Annotated in this window: 14 protein-coding genes; 13 read left to right on the top strand and 1 reads right to left on the bottom strand. The window is 40.0% G+C overall.

Going from position 1 to position 16296, the window contains the following annotated elements; genetic code table 11:
• Window positions 1–102 precede the first annotated feature (102 nt).
• The 10 genes from CZ367_RS04125 to CZ367_RS04170 all read left to right on the top strand — a co-directional run bounded on the left by CZ367_RS04125 (window position 103) and on the right by CZ367_RS04170 (window position 11830).
• On the top strand, window positions 103–1029 hold the full coding sequence (locus CZ367_RS04125; RefSeq protein WP_077195747.1) for a hydrogen peroxide-inducible genes activator: 927 nt from the start codon (window positions 103–105) through the stop codon (window positions 1027–1029).
• A 649-nt stretch (window positions 1030–1678) separates the two neighbouring features.
• Window positions 1679–3094: an IS66 family transposase gene (gene tnpC, locus CZ367_RS14790; RefSeq protein WP_237581536.1), complete on the top strand. Its 1416-nt coding sequence runs from the start codon at window positions 1679–1681 to the stop codon at window positions 3092–3094.
• A gap of 327 nt (window positions 3095–3421) precedes the next feature.
• Complete coding sequence (eno, locus tag CZ367_RS04135; protein WP_077195749.1) at window positions 3422–4729, top strand: phosphopyruvate hydratase; 1308 nt, start codon at window positions 3422–3424, stop codon at window positions 4727–4729.
• A 194-nt stretch (window positions 4730–4923) separates the two neighbouring features.
• Window positions 4924–5712 (top strand): Cof-type HAD-IIB family hydrolase, encoded by a 789-nt coding sequence (locus CZ367_RS04140; RefSeq protein WP_077195750.1) that lies wholly within the window; start codon window positions 4924–4926, stop codon window positions 5710–5712.
• Window positions 5713–5742: 30 nt separating this feature from the next.
• Window positions 5743–6390: a cation diffusion facilitator family transporter gene (locus CZ367_RS04145; protein ID WP_077195751.1), complete on the top strand. Its 648-nt coding sequence runs from the start codon at window positions 5743–5745 to the stop codon at window positions 6388–6390.
• A 37-nt stretch (window positions 6391–6427) separates the two neighbouring features.
• A complete protein-coding gene (locus tag CZ367_RS04150) occupies window positions 6428–7174 on the top strand; it encodes a peptidylprolyl isomerase (protein ID WP_077195752.1) in 747 nt (248 codons plus the stop codon).
• A gap of 37 nt (window positions 7175–7211) precedes the next feature.
• Entirely contained in the window at window positions 7212–8129 is a 918-nt protein-coding gene (locus CZ367_RS04155; protein ID WP_077195753.1) for a patatin-like phospholipase family protein, read from the top strand.
• A gap of 134 nt (window positions 8130–8263) precedes the next feature.
• Window positions 8264–9043, top strand: a complete 780-nt coding sequence (locus CZ367_RS04160) for a ZIP family metal transporter (RefSeq protein WP_077195754.1) — start codon at window positions 8264–8266, stop codon at window positions 9041–9043.
• 101 nt (window positions 9044–9144) lie between these two features.
• Window positions 9145–10023, top strand: coding sequence for an EFR1 family ferrodoxin (locus CZ367_RS04165; RefSeq protein ID WP_077195755.1), 879 nt, complete (start codon window positions 9145–9147; stop codon window positions 10021–10023).
• Between the two features lie 31 nt (window positions 10024–10054).
• Complete coding sequence (locus CZ367_RS04170; RefSeq protein WP_077195756.1) at window positions 10055–11830, top strand: M6 family metalloprotease domain-containing protein; 1776 nt, start codon at window positions 10055–10057, stop codon at window positions 11828–11830.
• A 642-nt stretch (window positions 11831–12472) separates the two neighbouring features.
• Here CZ367_RS04170 and mscL read toward each other — a convergent pair.
• Window positions 12473–12859, bottom strand: coding sequence for a large-conductance mechanosensitive channel protein MscL (gene mscL / locus CZ367_RS04175; RefSeq protein ID WP_077195757.1), 387 nt, complete (start codon window positions 12857–12859; stop codon window positions 12473–12475).
• Window positions 12860–13091: 232 nt separating this feature from the next.
• Here mscL and gap point away from each other — a divergent pair, with 232 nt between their 5' ends.
• From gap to CZ367_RS04190, 3 genes are all read left to right on the top strand, one after another.
• Window positions 13092–14111, top strand: a complete 1020-nt coding sequence (gene gap, locus CZ367_RS04180; RefSeq protein WP_077195758.1) for a type I glyceraldehyde-3-phosphate dehydrogenase — start codon at window positions 13092–13094, stop codon at window positions 14109–14111.
• Between the two features lie 83 nt (window positions 14112–14194).
• A complete protein-coding gene (gene miaA / locus CZ367_RS04185) occupies window positions 14195–15133 on the top strand; it encodes a tRNA (adenosine(37)-N6)-dimethylallyltransferase MiaA (protein ID WP_077195759.1) in 939 nt (312 codons plus the stop codon).
• 26 nt (window positions 15134–15159) lie between these two features.
• A complete protein-coding gene (locus CZ367_RS04190) occupies window positions 15160–16098 on the top strand; it encodes a diacylglycerol/lipid kinase family protein (protein WP_077195760.1) in 939 nt (312 codons plus the stop codon).
• Window positions 16099–16296: the final 198 nt, after the last annotated feature.

The raw sequence follows: 16296 nt of genomic DNA on the forward strand, positions 1-16296 counted from the left end.
ATCAACATTTTTGATGGGTTATAGTTATTTCCATTAAGCAGAATGGAAAATATTTTGTAACTTTACACACGATTATAAAACCTTGAAATACGAAACGAAAAGATGACACTTCAACAACTTGAATACGTTATGGCTGTGTATCGGTTTAAGCATTTTGCTAAAGCTGCCGAACATTGCAACGTAACCCAACCTACGCTTAGTTCGATGGTACAAAAATTAGAAGACGAGCTTGGTATAAAGATATTCGACCGCAGAAAGCAACCCATAAAGCCTACACCATCAGGTCTGCTCATCATAGAAAAAGCGTGGAATGTGCTTTTGCGTGCTCGCCAACTAAAAGAAGTGGTAGACGAACAAAAGAACACCCTTACAGGTACGTTTAATATAGCCGTGTTGCCTACCATAGCCCCTTATCTTATTCCACGCTTTTTGCCCAAAATGATGAACGACTATCCTGAAATGGATATACGTGTAACAGAGATGCAAACGGAGGAAATGCGTCGTGCGCTGAAACGAGGCGACATTGATGCAGGCATCTTGGCTATGATAGAAGGATTGGAAGATTTTGAATGTAGTCATTTGTTCTACGAAAAGTTTTTTGTGTATATTGCTAAAGATGAGAAACTATTTAATAATAAGGCAATTAGAACGATTGATTTAAGTGGAGAATATCTTTGGTTACTTGACGAAGGCCATTGCTTTAGAGACCAATTGGTGAAGTTTTGTCAACTGAAGTCGGCTGCAAGAAGCAAGAAAGCTTATAACTTGGGTAGCATCGAAACCTTTATGCGCATTGTAGAAAGTGGGAAGGGGGTAACCTTTATTCCCGAATTGGCACTGCTCCAACTATCCGAAGAACAAAAAGAATTGGTGCGTCCTTTTGCTCACCCTATTCCTACTCGTGAGGTGGTACTTGCAACGCCTAAGAATTTCATTCGAAAAACCTTACAAGAATTATTTGTACAAACAATACAAGAGGCTATCCCCTCGGAAATGTTGAACTTGAAAAAGTCGCAAGAAGCGATTTAACCCAAATCAGGCATTAGCCCACAAAGACTTTTTAAAGCGTTTAGCTGTTATGCTTTTCTTCGTCTTTGCACCTTATTTTGGCTCTTTTCGTTTGTTTTTTCAGTTGTTTAACCCGCTAAACACCTTCAAAAACAACCCAAAATAGCTCAAAATGTCTTTCCCTAGAAAAAGTTGACTCGCAAAATCAACAATTATGTGGAAGTACAATTGTGAGAAACGTAACAAGTATTACGATGAAGTAATTCGTCTTTATACCCAAGAGGGTTTGGGGCGCACAAAAATTTCTCGAATCATTCCTGTTGGAGAGACAACAATTTCAAGATNTAAGGTAACTACTCAGTACCCCTATGGTAAATCCATCAGAGAGTAATCCGAAGTGTTAAAACTAACCGCTCCAAATAGTAAACGAACGGCTGCCCGAGAGGATGGGAAATACCTTTTGATGGTAGCAAAAGTACGCTTATTCGCCTATGTATCAGTGTTTTGTATCTATTTTCGGAGACTCAACATAGTCCCCTACACGCCTTGGGGTAGGCTTTGTTAAAAGTCTCCATATTACATTTAACAGTCCGTATCTCAACTGTTTAAGTTTTCTAATACTCTTGCAGGAAATGAATTTACGTAGTATATTTGCAGCGTGAATGAGCAAGTGACAGACAAGGCAGATGTACTCCAGACGATAGAAAACAGATTTGCTTCGTTGGAGAAGAAGGTATCCGACCAGGATACCGAAATAAGCCGTCTCAACCGTCTCGTAAACCAGAAGGATAAAACCATACGGGATCTGAGGCAACGCCTGTCAAAGTATGAGGAACCACCAAAGGACAGTAGCAACAGTAGTATTCCGCCCACCCAAGACTCAATAGGAAACCAGATTGTTCGTCACACTAAGTCGCTCAGGAAGAAGAGCGACAGGAAGACAGGCGGTCAGCCCGGGCATGAGGGGCATTTCCTTGAGACCAATGAAGATCCAGATTTTATTGTCCACCACCATCCTGATGATGTGTGCGAGTGTTGTGGCGAGTCACTCGCTGATGTGGAGGCCGAGGTGATTGGCAAGTCGCAGGTTGTCGACATTCCCTCCATACAACCCACCACTACGGAGCACGTGCTGCTCGGCAAACGCTGCAAATGCGGGCACACGAACAAGTGCAGAGCCTCAAAGAAGTATACCAGCCGCATTTCATACGGCCCTAATCTAAACGCCATAATTGCTTACTTCGGACATTCCCAGTACATCCCCTTTGCAAGGCTGTGCGAGATGTTGCGCGATGTATTCCATCTTCATATCAGCCAGGGAACGGTGCAGAACATACTGACCCGGATGGGAAAGAAATCGGAGAATGCCTATAGGGAAATACGCGACCGTATCGAAGAGGCCGAAGTCGCTGGCGCCGACGAGACTGGGCTGTACGTCGGTGGGGAGCACCATTGGGCATGGGTCTTCCAGAACGACAATCTCACCTATCTCTTCCAGGACAAATCCCGCGGCAAGGCCGCAACGAGGAAGCATTTCCCCAACGACCTTCCTGATGTCACGCTCGTGACGGACAGGCACAGTACCTATTTCAGGCTGAACGTCAAAGGACATCAGGTATGCATTGCGCATCTATTGAGGAACATACAATATCTCACAGACCTGGATAAGAACCAGACATGGTCAACGAGACTTACGGAGTTGTTGCAGGATGCGATTCACCTAAGGAAAAGCAAGACGATGGAGAAAGTCAAAAAGGCTGCAGCCGGTTTCTACGAAAGGCTCGACAGACTGCTTGAAGAAAGCACCAATCACTTACACAAGGACTTCAACGCCTTGAAAAAAGGACTCTACAAATGCCATGACTACATCTTCACCTTCCTCACCGATAAGCGAGTTCCATATGACAACAATGCCAGTGAGAGAGGCGTGAGGAACATAAAAGTCAAGCAGAAAGTAAGTGGTTGCTTCAGAACAGACGCTGGTGCTGACATCTACATGAAACTGCATTCGGTGACTGACACCGCCAAGAAAAACGGCAATTCCAAATTTGACGTACTGCTCGCCCTTGCTAATTTGCAAGGGTAAAGGCAGCATACCTATTTCTATAGGGGTACTGAGTAGTTACAAAATAAGCTCGCAAATCTCAAAGAAGTCTAACGACCGATTTGGGCTTAATTTGATTTAGATTAGTATTGCGTGTTATTTTGTGTGAAATGTTTGTTTCTCTCGTTTCTTTTTTATAATTTTGAAGTCGAAAACGAATAAGGTCTTTATTTTAGAAGTAAAACTTTAGCAAAAAAAGATAGGATAACATAAAGTTACCATCTAAAAAAAGAGTTTTTCTCCTAATTATGATCGCTGTCAATGATAGAAAAAACGTTATACAGTTAAAAATAAAATTAAGGTAAAATTATGAAGATTGAAAAAGTACACGCTCGTGAGATAATCGACTCACGCGGTAATCCAACAGTTGAGGTTGAAGTAGTTCTTGAGAACGGTGTAATGGGTCGTGCAAGCGTACCATCAGGTGCATCTACAGGTGAGAACGAAGCACTCGAACTTCGCGATGGCGACAAGGGTCGTTTCGGTGGCAAGGGCGTTTTGAAGGCAGTAGAAAATGTTAACAACATCATTGCTCCTGCACTCAAGGGTTGGAACGTTACAGAGCAACGTGCTATCGACTATAAGATGTTGGAGCTCGATGGTACTCCTACAAAGAGCAAACTCGGTGCTAACGCTATCCTCGGTGTGTCTTTGGCAGTAGCTCAGACAGCAGCTAAGGCTTTGAATATGCCTCTCTACCGCTACATCGGTGGTGCTAACGCATACACATTGCCTGTTCCTATGATGAACATCATCAACGGTGGTGCTCACTCTGATGCTCCTATCGCATTCCAAGAATTTATGATCCGCCCTGTAGGTGCTTCTAACATTCGTGAAGCATTGCGTATGGGTGCTGAAGTATTCCACACTTTGGCTAAAAACTTGAAGAAGCGTGGTCTTTCAACTGCAGTAGGTGACGAAGGTGGTTTCGCTCCTAAGTTCGAAGGTATCAAGGACGCTCTCGATTCAATTATGCAAGCTATCAAGGACGCAGGTTACGAGCCAGGCAAGGATGTTAAGATTGCTATGGACTGTGCTGCTTCTGAATTTGCTACACTCGAAAATGGTCAGTGGTTCTACGACTACAGCAAGCTCAAGAATGGTATGCCTAAGGATCCTAATGGTAAGAAGCTTACAGCTGACGAGCAGATTGCTTACTTGGAAGAACTCATCACAGAGTACCCAATCGACTCAATCGAAGATGGTCTTGACGAAAACGACTGGGAAAACTGGGTTAAGCTCACAGCTAAGATTGGCGACCGTTGCCAGTTGGTAGGTGACGACTTGTTCGTTACTAACGTGAAGTTCCTCGAAAAGGGTATCAAGATGGGGGCTGCAAACTCAATCCTTATCAAGGTTAACCAGATTGGTTCTTTGACAGAAACCCTCGAAGCAATCGAAATGGCTCACCGTGCAGGTTACACATCAGTAACTTCTCACCGTTCAGGCGAAACAGAAGATACAACAATTGCTGACATCGCAGTTGCAACAAACTCTGGTCAGATTAAGACTGGTTCTATGTCACGTACAGACCGTATGGCTAAGTACAACCAGCTTATCCGTATCGAAGAAGAACTTTGCTGCACAGCTAAGTACGGCTACAACAAGATTAAGTAATATCTTTCTTTTGTAACATTACTTGTACAAGAAGAAGTTATTATATCGATAAAAAGTTTAGGGAACAACTGCAAAAGGTTGTTCCCTAATTTTTGTTTTTATCCCAATTCTGTTCCCCATTTCTCGGTATTTAAAGACGCACATTCCATATTTAGAAAAATATTTATTATCTTTGTATCCTAAAATTCAAGATAATGAAGGCAATAAAAGCTGTATTTTTCGATATTGATGGAACGTTGGTATCGTTCGGAACACATAAAATTCCCCAATCTACAATTGATGCTATTACTTTGGCAAAAAGTCGAGGTGTGAAGGTATTTATAGCCACAGGACGACCTGTAGCAATTATTAATAATATTGATGCCATAGCACACCTTGTTGATGGATACATCACCTTTAACGGGGCGTATTGTTTTGTTGGAGATGAAGATATTTCGGTAACACCTATACCTAAAGCTGATGTTCAAGCGATGGTGGCTGATGCTACCCAACGCAACTATGCGCTCTTAGTATGTGGTAAACGTGAGGTAGCTATGCACAACTGCAAACCTATTTTTACAGAAATCTTTGTAGAAGGGCTTGGCGTGTCGAATGTTGACTTAGATAAGTCTGCAACCGACTTGTTAGATGCTCCTGTGCTGCAACTTACACCATTTTTTACGGCAGAAGATGAAGCTAAGATTATGCCCGAAATGCCTCACTCGGTATCGGCACGATGGCATCCTGCCTTTACTGATATTACGATAGAAGGTGCTGATAAGGGCAATGCTTTGCGCAAAGTGGCAGACTATTTAGGCTTAGATATTGCAGAATGTGCAGCCTTTGGCGATGGAGGTAACGATCTTACTATTCTGAAAGCAGCAGGCGTAGGCATAGCTATGGGCAATGCTGTAGACGGAGTGAAGGCTGTGGCTGACTATGTTACCACCTCCGTAGATGAGGACGGAATTAAGAATGCGATGGAGCATTTGGGTATAATATAATAAGGAGAAAAAATAAAATATTGAAGGAAGTTGGAAAATAATCATCAGATAGATACAACAAAACAAGAGAAGCGAGTGCGCTTTGTTGTGCTTTTTACCCTTTTTGTTATCATAGCTGAAGTACTTGTAGGACTGATGTCGCAGTCTATGGCACTATTGGCCGATAGCATACACATGGGCTCGCACGTTTTGGTAATTGGGCTTAATTGGGTGGCTTACATTGTTGTACGCCATTTACAGACTAAGAAATCAACAACCTACGATGCACAAAAAATCCTCAACTTGTCAGGATTTACAAGTGGGTTGTTACTCTTTGGCACAGCCATACTTATTGTAACAGAAGCCTTTGAACGAATGGGCGAATTGGACACGCACCTATCTAACTATAGTTACGCTGTGGGTGTGGTTCTTGCCAGCCTCATAGCCAATGTTATCTGTGTATTGGTAATGCGTGAAAAGGACGAAAAAGGCGACTACAACAGTAGAGCTGTGTATTTTCATCTTGTTTCCGATGTACTTACAAAGATTGGCACACTTGGTGGTTTAGTCTTTGCCTACTATTGGGACATTATGTGGATGGATGCTGGTATTGCCATAGTTTCGGCAGTGATAGCAATGAATTGGTCGCGCAATTTGCTATGGGAAACAGGGCGACTGCTTACACGGAGAGCAGAATAAGTTGAAGATAAATAATATAAAAAGAATTAGAATAGATATGTCAACACGAATAAGAATAAAAACAAACAAAGGAAATATTGTAGTGCGTCTTTATGATGAAACGCCAAAACATAGAGACAACTTTGTGAAACTCGTTAAGGAACAATATTTTAATGGTACGCTTTTTCATCGTGTCATCAAAGACTTTATGATACAAGGAGGCGACCCTAACAGCAAGAATGCTCCAAAGGGTAAAATGCTTGGAACGGGCGGTCCAGACTATACAATTCCTGCTGAAATCGTTTATCCACAATTGTTTCATAAGCGTGGGGCATTGAGTGCGGCACGTACTGCTGATGAAGTAAATCCTGAACGTGAAAGTAGTGGCAGCCAATTCTATATTGTTTGGGGGAAGACATATAATGCTAACGAGCTTAAACAAATGGAAAAACAGATGGCTATGCAGCAAGAGCAAATGGTTTTTGATGGGCTAAAGAAGATTTATTATGCAGAGATAATGGAGTTGAGAAAGAACCGTAATCGCGAAGGATTGATGGCACTTCAGGAAAAAATAATAGAAGAAACAAAGGCTAAGTGTAAGGAAATGGGTAAGCCTGTCTTTACCCCTGAACAAACAGAAGCCTATACAACTCTTGGCGGAACTCCGTTCTTGGATAATCAGTACACTGTATTTGGAGAGGTGGAAGAAGGATTGGACATTGTAGAAAATATACAAAACATAGCTACAATGCCTAACGACCGTCCCGAAGAGGACATCGTTATGGAAATGGAAATTGTAGAATAGCGGATAAACGCTTAATCAATTGTGAAAGTGAAAAGCAATGAAGACAATTATAAAGAAAATTTTAGCCCTATTTAAGCACAAGAAGCAACGTTCAAAAAATGTTGCTTTGGTGCTTTCAGGTGGTGGGGCACGAGGTTATTTTCACATTGGAGCAATTGAAGCATTAGAAGAGCGAGGCTATACCATTACCTCTGTGGCGGGCACATCTATGGGTGCATTAATAGGAGGAGCGTATGCAAATGGGCATTTGAACGAACTGAAGCAGTTGTTTCTTAGCTTGAATAAAAAGAAAATATTGCAGTTATTAGACGTTTCGATGGGACTTGACCACATCACCAATGGTGAACGATTGATGCAAACTTTAGATAATGTACTCGGTAATGCAAAAATAGAACAACTAAAAGTGCCCTTCACTTGCTGTGCTTCTGATATTGTGTCGGGCGAAGAACGTGTTTTCACTTCTGGTTCATTAAGAACTGCTGTGCGCGCCTCTATCTCTATTCCTGGATTTTTTAAACCTGTAAAAGAAAATGGACACATCTATGTAGACGGAAGTGTACACAACACGTTGCCGTTAGATAGGGTAGTGCGCAATGAAAACGACCTTCTTTTAGCCATAAACGTTAATGGCGCAGACACTTGTCCATATATGGCATACCTTAAGAATAAGGAAGAAAGAAAAGATAAAGAAGGTATTTTTCGCAATATGGTGAAGCACTTACCGTTCTATAACGTAAAGTTTTCAGCCAATTATATGAATATGGCAGTGCGCATATCAAGTATGGCAATACAAGCAAATACACAACTTGCATTGCGGCTAACGCCACCAGAGATACTTGTAGAACTGCCTATGAACCTGTATAGTATGTTCGATTTTAATAAAGCTGCCGAACTCATAGCGTATGGAAAAGAAGAAATGGCACGCCAATTGGATGCTTATGAGCAAGAAATGTAGTAAAAAAATGTTTAATACAATATTTTACAACTACCTTTGCTACGATTTCTCTCCACTTAACAATAAATGTGTATAAGGAGCAAAAGAATAAAAGGAATTAACTCTGAATAAACAAAGATAACGAAAATATAGATATGAACGGAACAATTATAGGTCTTCTCATTCCGCTTTTGGGCACAGTATTGGGCTCGGCTTTTGTATTTTTTATGCGAAAAGAAATGCCTGCACGCTTACAAAAATCCTTGTTAGGATTTGCTTCGGGCGTAATGGTGGCAGCCTCAATATGGTCGCTTATTATCCCATCAATGGAAATGTGGCAAGGCGAAGAGAGACTACGCATTATCCCAGCGTTGGTAGGTTTCTTAGTCGGAATGGCTTTTTTACTTCTTATTGACTTTATTACTCCTCACCTTCACATAGGCAGTAACACTCCTGAAGGTCCACGTACCAAACTTAGTCGCACAGCAATGCTAACCTTTGCTGTCACCATTCACAACCTTCCCGAAGGAATGGCTGTAGGTGTTGTATTGGCTGGTGCGTTGCAAGCAGGTAGCCATATAACGACAACGGCTGCATTGGCAATGGCATTGGGTATCGCTATTCAGAATGTGCCAGAAGGAGCTATTATCTCTATGCCAATGCGTGAAGCAGGCAATTCACGAATGAAATCGTTTATCATTGGTTCATTGAGTGGCGTTGTTGAACCCATTGGCGGAATATTGGTAATATTGCTTGCAAGTTCTATCGTTCCAACTTTGCCTTATTTGCTTAGCTTTGCTGCTGGCGCAATGTTCTATGTAGTGATAGAGGAACTCATTCCCGAAGCATCAGAAGGCGAACACTCCAATCTGTCCACAATAGGTTTTGCCATCGGTTTTGGTCTTATGATGACCTTAGATGTGGTATTAGGATAAGGCTAAATGATAAATATCAGCGATACTCTCTTATTCCAACGAATTATGAAATATATTATCGGAGAATTGGAAAACTGATATATTATCTCTACCTTTGCAATATGATATTCTATTTTTCAGCAACAGGCAATAGTCATTGGGCAGCCACACAACTATCTGAAGCTACTAATGAAGCCATTATTTCTATCACTTCGGCACTAAAAACAAGGTGCAATTATGAGGTGAAAGACGATGAAATGATTGGCTTTGTTTTTCCTGTGCACGGTTGGCGAGTACCAAAAATCGTCGAAGAATTTATACATACACTTTCTTTTGTACAAAATAACAGCAAGAAAGTGTACCCTAAAAAAGTTTTTTGTTTACTCACAACAGGCGATTCTATCGGTAGAACGATGGAACGATTTCTACACCTACTACATACTCACCCTACATTTGTAAATGCGGAACTTTATGCGTGCGAGTCAGTTATAATGCCTGAATCGTACGTAGGCTTGCCTTTTATGGATGTTGATACAGCAGAAAAAGAAGCGAAAAAGATAAGTGCTGCAAAAGAAAAAATAGCTCATTTTGCATCAATCATCAATAATGCAAAACAAAGAGAAGAAGAAACTAAGGGTAATAAAGCAAAGAAAAACTTAGAAGATGTGGAGGGTAAACATCCAATAGGTTGGAACTCGCTTATTCGTGGACCTATACCCGACTTCTTTTCAGGACCTGTTGGTGGCTTCTTTAGCAAATTTCTCATTACCGATAAGCATTTCTACGTAAACAAAGAGAAGTGTATAAAGTGTGGAATATGTGCTATGCAATGCCCCGTTAACGATATTGAAGGCGGAAAAGCCCTAATGCCACAGTGGGTACACAATGGCAAATGCCTTACTTGTTTTGCCTGCTATCACCATTGCCCAACAAAAGCTATAGCATTTGGAAACAGAACAAAAGGAAAAGGACAATATTACTTTACCAAACGAAATAAATAAGATAAGACATAAAGATATAAAGAAAACAAAAATGAAGAGAAAACTTATACTCATACTTTGCTTAGCCTTAGTAACCCTAATGGCTAATGCAGCAAAGGCCAACTCTACACCCGTTGTAGTAGCACAACCTGATGGAACAAAATTAACAATAGTGCTTCACGGTGATGAACACTTCAGTTGGGTTACAACACTTAATGGAACATTGCTAACACGCAGTGCAAAGGGATATTATGTAGCGAAAGTGAACGAAGTAGGCGAGCTTGAACCATCAAATATTCTTGCACACGAAAACAATTTGCAAACAACAGCCGAACGTCAATTGATAAAGATGCAGAATAGACAATTATTCTTCAAATCAGCCAATAAAAAACTGACAGCTGCCCGCAGAAAAGTAAATGGTATTGGTTCAATGACCCCAAAATACTTTCCTCACGAAGGTTCACCAAAGGTACTTACCATCTTAGTAGAATTTAGTGATACAACTTTCACACTTCCTAATCCGAAGAAAAGTTTCAATCAATATCTAAACGCAGAAGGTCAGATGGAAGACTTTGGCGGCCATGAAAAGTTAAATTACGGTAGTGTACGTAAATATTTTACAGATATGAGTGGCGGCAAATTCACACCACAATTTGATGTATTAGGTCCTGTAAAGCTAAAGAAACCACAAACTTATTATGGTAAAGATGGTTCTATCAGAAAAGATGTGCTAATAGACGACCTTATTCGTGAAGCCTGTACAGCAGTTGCAGATAGTGTAAACTTCGCCGACTATGATAGCGACAAAGATGGGGTAGCAGACTTAGTTTATGTTATTTATGCAGGTTACTCACAAGCTTTGGGAGGCAACGTAGATACAGATATATGGCCAAAATCATCTTGGCTTGGCTCTGAATTTAAGATAGACAACGTTACCATTAAGCGTTATGGCGTAAGCAATGAACTAAATTATACACATAATGCAAAGACAGCGAGAGGTCAACACATAGTGGCTATTAATGGTATAGGATTGTTCTGCCACGAATTTTCACACACTATGGGTTTACCAGATTTTTATCCAATAAACGAGACAGCCAGAGTAGACAATCAGGCAATGGAGTTTTGGGATTTAATGGACGGTGGTGAATACACAAAAGGTGGTTATGTGCCAACTCCTTATACACCTTGGGAACGCGAAGTGATGGGGTGGACAAAGGTAGAAACCCTTGGCGAGACACCTAAAAAAGTAGAAATGCAACACGATATGGCATATAAAATAACTTCTGAGCACCCAGATGAATATCTGATAGTACATAATATTCAAGATAAAGATTGGTACACAGGGGTTTATAAAAAGATTGGTCACGGTCTTTTAGTCTATCGCATAGATTATGAATTGCCATATGTAAATATGGGCGACCGTGTAAATGATGTTGTAGGAAAACCAGGAATGACAATCGTACCAGCTGATGGCTTGTTGGTATCATCTTACAACCCAGCTTATAGAGGCAAACCTTATTTGGCTCACCACGCAGGCGACCCTTTCCCTGGTACAAGCAATGTAGACTCGTTGATAAGTGTTCAACTTAATCACAGTACACTCAATAAACCTCTTTATAATATTAAAGAAGATATTGATGCAAAAGTTGTCTCATTCGATTATTTAAAAAAGATGACACCAAATGCTATCTCATCAACTGCAATCACCAATCAAACTGCAGAAGAAGCCAATAAGATATATACTTTGAATGGCGTATTTGTAGGCACAGACATCAACAAACTTAGTCACGGAGTATATATTCAAAATAAAAAGAAAATAATAAAGTAGATTTTTATCATACAACGCATAAATAGCAAATTCCCACTTTGGCATATCAATAGCCAAGGTGGAAATTTTTAGTTTAACCCAAATCGGTCGTTAGACTTCTTCGAGATTTGCGAGCTTATTTTGAGCTATTTTTGTTTGTTTTTGAAGACGTTTAGCGAGCTAAACAACTGAAAAAACAAACGAAAAGAGCCAAAATAAGGTGCAAAGACGAAGAAAAGCATAACATCTAAGCACTTTAAAAAGCCTTTGCGGACTAATGATCGATTTGGGTTTAATATCAATTGACCAACCGACAAATAGGACAATACGCATTTAAGTAAAACTGCCAATCGTCACTCTTGTAACACATTGATTATAAACACAATACAAAGCAGTTCTGAAACATATATGTCTGACCTTGCAAAACATATATGTTTTACCCTCCCAAAGTTGAACTTTGACACCCTCAAACATATATGTTTTAGAAACGAAAGATCGATGTCTTAGCTTACAAGGATAGAATGTAGAAAAATAGAATAATATATTCAAGGGCAAGCAAATACATATACCTTAATATATCTATTACGCTAAAAATCGATGCTTAGAAATAAATAAAGCGCATATTTTAAATGCGCTTTATTTATGTAATATACTAAAGTAAAATTATTTATTCTTCAACAAATCGCGTATTTCGCTGAGCAACTTCTCTTCGTTACTTGGCTCTGCTGGAGCTGGTTCTTCTGGAGTTTCCTTCTTTTTCTTTGCAAAGCTATTTACCACTTTAATCATTGCAAAGATACAGATTGCGATGATAAGGAAATCGATAACACTTTGAACAAACATACCATACTTCACTTCAGCTTCTCCAACCTTGAACGCTAAATTTGAGAAGTCTACACGTCCTGTAAGCATACCTATAACAGGCATAATTACATTGTCAACCAATGAAGATACAATCTTTCCAAATGCGCCACCAATGATTACACCGACAGCCATATCCATAACGTTGCCACGCATGGCAAATTCCTTAAATTCTTTTACAAAACTCATAATTTATTTTTTTTACTTTTTGTATGTGGCAGACAAACTTTCTATATCCTTATAGCCAATATGAATTATTTGTTTCTTGCTATACATACTATTCTTTAATAATGTTTAATACTCTTTTCGATTGCAAATATAAGAATATTTTTGTAACTTTGCAGTGGAAAGAACAAAAAATTGAATTCTCAATTAGGTTTTAACTAAAATATTATTCACTTTAAATAAAGGATAAAGACAAATGATTAAAATTGGTATTAACGGATTTGGCCGTATCGGTCGTTTTGTATTCCGCGCAAGTCTTGAAGAGGCAAACGCTAAGGACGTAGTTGTAGTAGGTATTAATGACCTTTGCCCAGTAGATTACCTTGCTTATATGTTGAAGTATGACACTATGCACGGAATCTTTAATGGAACAATCGAAGCTGATGTAGAGAAGTCACAACTCATCGTTAATGGTAACGTTATTCGCGTAACTGCTGAACGCAACCCTGAGGATTTGAAGTGGGACGCAATCGGTGCTGAATATGTTGTTGAATCAACAGGTCTTTTCTTGACAAAGGAAAAGTCAGAAGCTCACATCAAGGCTGGTGCTAAGTACGTTGTAATGTCTGCTCCTTCTAAGGACGATACTCCTATGTTTGTTTGCGGTGTAAACCACGACAAGTATGTAAAGGGTACACAGTTTGTTTCTAACGCATCTTGCACAACAAACTGTCTCGCTCCTATCGCTAAGGTATTGAACGACAAGTTTGGTATCACAGATGGTTTGATGACAACTGTACACTCTACTACTGCTACACAGAAGACTGTTGATGGTCCTTCTATGAAGGATTGGCGCGGTGGTCGTGCTGCTGCAGGCAACATTATTCCTTCTTCAACAGGTGCTGCAAAGGCTGTAGGTAAGGTAATTCCTGAATTGAATGGTAAGCTCACAGGTATGTCTATGCGTGTTCCTACATTGGACGTTTCTGTAGTTGACTTAACTGTAAACTTGGCTAAGCCTGCTAAGTACGAAGAAATTTGTGCTGCAATGAAGGAAGCTTCTGAAGGCGAATTGAAGGGTATCCTCGGTTACACTGAAGATGCAGTAGTTTCTTCTGACTTCCTCGGCGACCCACGCACATCTATCTTTGATGCAAAGGCTGGTATCGCTCTTACCGATACATTCGTTAAGGTTGTATCTTGGTACGACAACGAAATCGGTTACTCACACAAGGTTGTTGAGTTGATTAAGCACATGGCTAAGGTTAATGGCTAATCATACAATAAGATAAAAACTCTATTAAAAGTCATTCGGTTTTGTTGCCGAATGACTTTTTTTTGTTATATTTGTGCTGTATTATGAAAAAAATGATTACGATAATTGGACCAACTGCAAGTGGAAAAACATCGTTTGCCACAGCATTGGCAGCTACGATGGGGGCTGAAATCATTAGTGCAGATAGCCGACAGGTGTACAAGCGTATGGATATAGGTACGGGAAAAGATCTCTCGGACTATGAAATTAATGGTAAGAACATTCCTTATCACCTTATCGACATTGTAGAACCAGGTACAAAGTATAATCTTTTTGAATATCAGCAAGACTTCCAAAATGTGTATGCTGAACTCAAGGCTGCCCAAAAGCCTATTATTCTTTGTGGTGGCACAGGTCTTTATGTGGAAGCGGTGCTAAAAGGGTATGCACTATCGCCTGTCCCACAGAATACAGCATTGCGTGCAAGATTGGCAAACAAGACGTTAGCCGAACTTACCCACATACTTGAAGACCTAAAAGCAAAAAATCATTCGGCAATGCACAATCGGTCTGATGTAGATACAACAAATCGTGCCATACGTGCAATAGAAATTGAGACTTACGAATTAGAACATCCCACACCCGATAGAGCTATGCCTGCAGTCGACTCGCTCATAATAGGAGTGGATATAGACAGAGAGCAGCGCCGACAAAAAATAACCCGACGCCTAAAAGCACGTCTGCAAGAAGGAATGATAGATGAAGTAAGAGCATTGCTCGATAGTGGTATTCCGCCTAAAGACCTCATCTATTATGGACTTGAATATAAATATGTTACACAACATATTATTGGCGAACTCAGCTATGAAGAAATGTTTAGAGGCTTAGAAATAGCCATACACCAGTTTGCCAAACGGCAGATGACTTGGTTTCGAGGTATGGAACGAAGAGGGTTTACTATTCATTGGGTTGATGCAGCACGGCCAATGGAAGAGAAAATACAATATGTGCAAAATCTTTTGCAGAACGAAAGCACTACATAGAATTAACAAAAACAAACTAAAAAACTATGGTAGATGAAAAGAAATGGGGCATACTTTATTGTCCAAAAGGCGGTTTTTTAACCAGTTCTAATAAACGTTGGAAGCGAGCAGAACGCTGTTTGAAAGCTCACAACATTGATTTTGATATGGTAAAGAGCGAAAGTTCTGCCAGTGTTTACCATCTTGTCAAGATGATGATTGGCAACGGATACAAAACAATTATTATTTTTGGAGGCGACTCAGCACTAAATGATGCTGTAAATTGCGTAATGCAGGAAGATAGCGAATTGCGCAATAGCATTGTTTTTGGCATTATTCCTAATGGTGTAATGAACGATTTTGCCCATTTTTGGGGCTTTCAAGAAGACAATATAGAGGAAACTATTTCGTGGTTGCACAAGCGTAGAGTACGTAAAATTGACCTCGGTTGCATACGCTATGAAAATCGTAGAGGTGAACGTTGCCATCGTTATTTCCATAATTGCATCAATATAGGACTTATTGCAGCTATAATGAACCTTCGTCGTCGCACGCGTAATCTCTTTGGTTCGCGCACACTTTCATTTCTCTTCTCTTTTGCCTTGCTTGCTTTCCAACGTATGGATTACAAGATGCACATCAAAATTAATACAGATAAAATAAAGCGCAAAGTGATGACTGTATGTATTGGCAATGCTCAAGGTTACGGACAAACGCCTAATGCAGTGCCATATAACGGACTATTAGATGTATCGGTAGTTTACAATCCACGTGTTACCCAATTGTTTGAAGGCATTTATCTCTTCCTTAAAGGTAAATTTTTAAATCATCGAAGCGTACATCCATATCGTACTCAAGAGGTAAAAATGCAGATAGAACCTCGCACCTTGGTGGGCATAGATGGGCGCCTAATGAACAATATACCTGTAGACGAGTTTAAAGTTATCGTAGAAAAAGAAGTGATAAACTTCCTTATACCAGATTAAGGGTCAGTAAGAAAGAGATTAATATCAGATACTTAAACCCAAATCGGTCGTTAGAATTCTTCGAGATTTGCGAGTTTATTTTGAGCTATTTTTGGTTGTTTTTGAAGACGTTTAGCGAGCTAAACAACTGAAAAAACAAACGAAAAGAGCCAAAATAAGGTGCAAAGACGAAGAAAAGCATAACATCTAAACGCTTTA

The sequence above is a fragment of the Prevotella ihumii genome, assembly GCF_900155655.1.
Taxonomy (GTDB): domain Bacteria; phylum Bacteroidota; class Bacteroidia; order Bacteroidales; family Bacteroidaceae; genus Prevotella; species Prevotella ihumii.

Excerpts from the sequence above, each read along its gene's own strand:
- CZ367_RS04125 (WP_077195747.1), top strand. The coding sequence starts at position 103 with ATGACACTTCAACAACTTGAATACGTTATGGCTGTGTATCGGTTTAAG.
- eno (WP_077195749.1), top strand. The coding sequence starts at position 3,422 with ATGAAGATTGAAAAAGTACACGCTCGTGAGATAATCGACTCACGCGGT.
- CZ367_RS04140 (WP_077195750.1), top strand. The coding sequence starts at position 4,924 with ATGAAGGCAATAAAAGCTGTATTTTTCGATATTGATGGAACGTTGGTA.
- CZ367_RS04150 (WP_077195752.1), top strand. The coding sequence starts at position 6,428 with ATGTCAACACGAATAAGAATAAAAACAAACAAAGGAAATATTGTAGTG.
- CZ367_RS04155 (WP_077195753.1), top strand. The coding sequence starts at position 7,212 with ATGAAGACAATTATAAAGAAAATTTTAGCCCTATTTAAGCACAAGAAG.
- CZ367_RS04160 (WP_077195754.1), top strand. The coding sequence starts at position 8,264 with ATGAACGGAACAATTATAGGTCTTCTCATTCCGCTTTTGGGCACAGTA.
- CZ367_RS04165 (WP_077195755.1), top strand. The coding sequence starts at position 9,145 with ATGATATTCTATTTTTCAGCAACAGGCAATAGTCATTGGGCAGCCACA.
- CZ367_RS04170 (WP_077195756.1), top strand. The coding sequence starts at position 10,055 with ATGAAGAGAAAACTTATACTCATACTTTGCTTAGCCTTAGTAACCCTA.
- mscL (WP_077195757.1), bottom strand. The coding sequence starts at position 12,859 with ATGAGTTTTGTAAAAGAATTTAAGGAATTTGCCATGCGTGGCAACGTT.
- gap (WP_077195758.1), top strand. The coding sequence starts at position 13,092 with ATGATTAAAATTGGTATTAACGGATTTGGCCGTATCGGTCGTTTTGTA.
- miaA (WP_077195759.1), top strand. The coding sequence starts at position 14,195 with ATGAAAAAAATGATTACGATAATTGGACCAACTGCAAGTGGAAAAACA.
- CZ367_RS04190 (WP_077195760.1), top strand. The coding sequence starts at position 15,160 with ATGGTAGATGAAAAGAAATGGGGCATACTTTATTGTCCAAAAGGCGGT.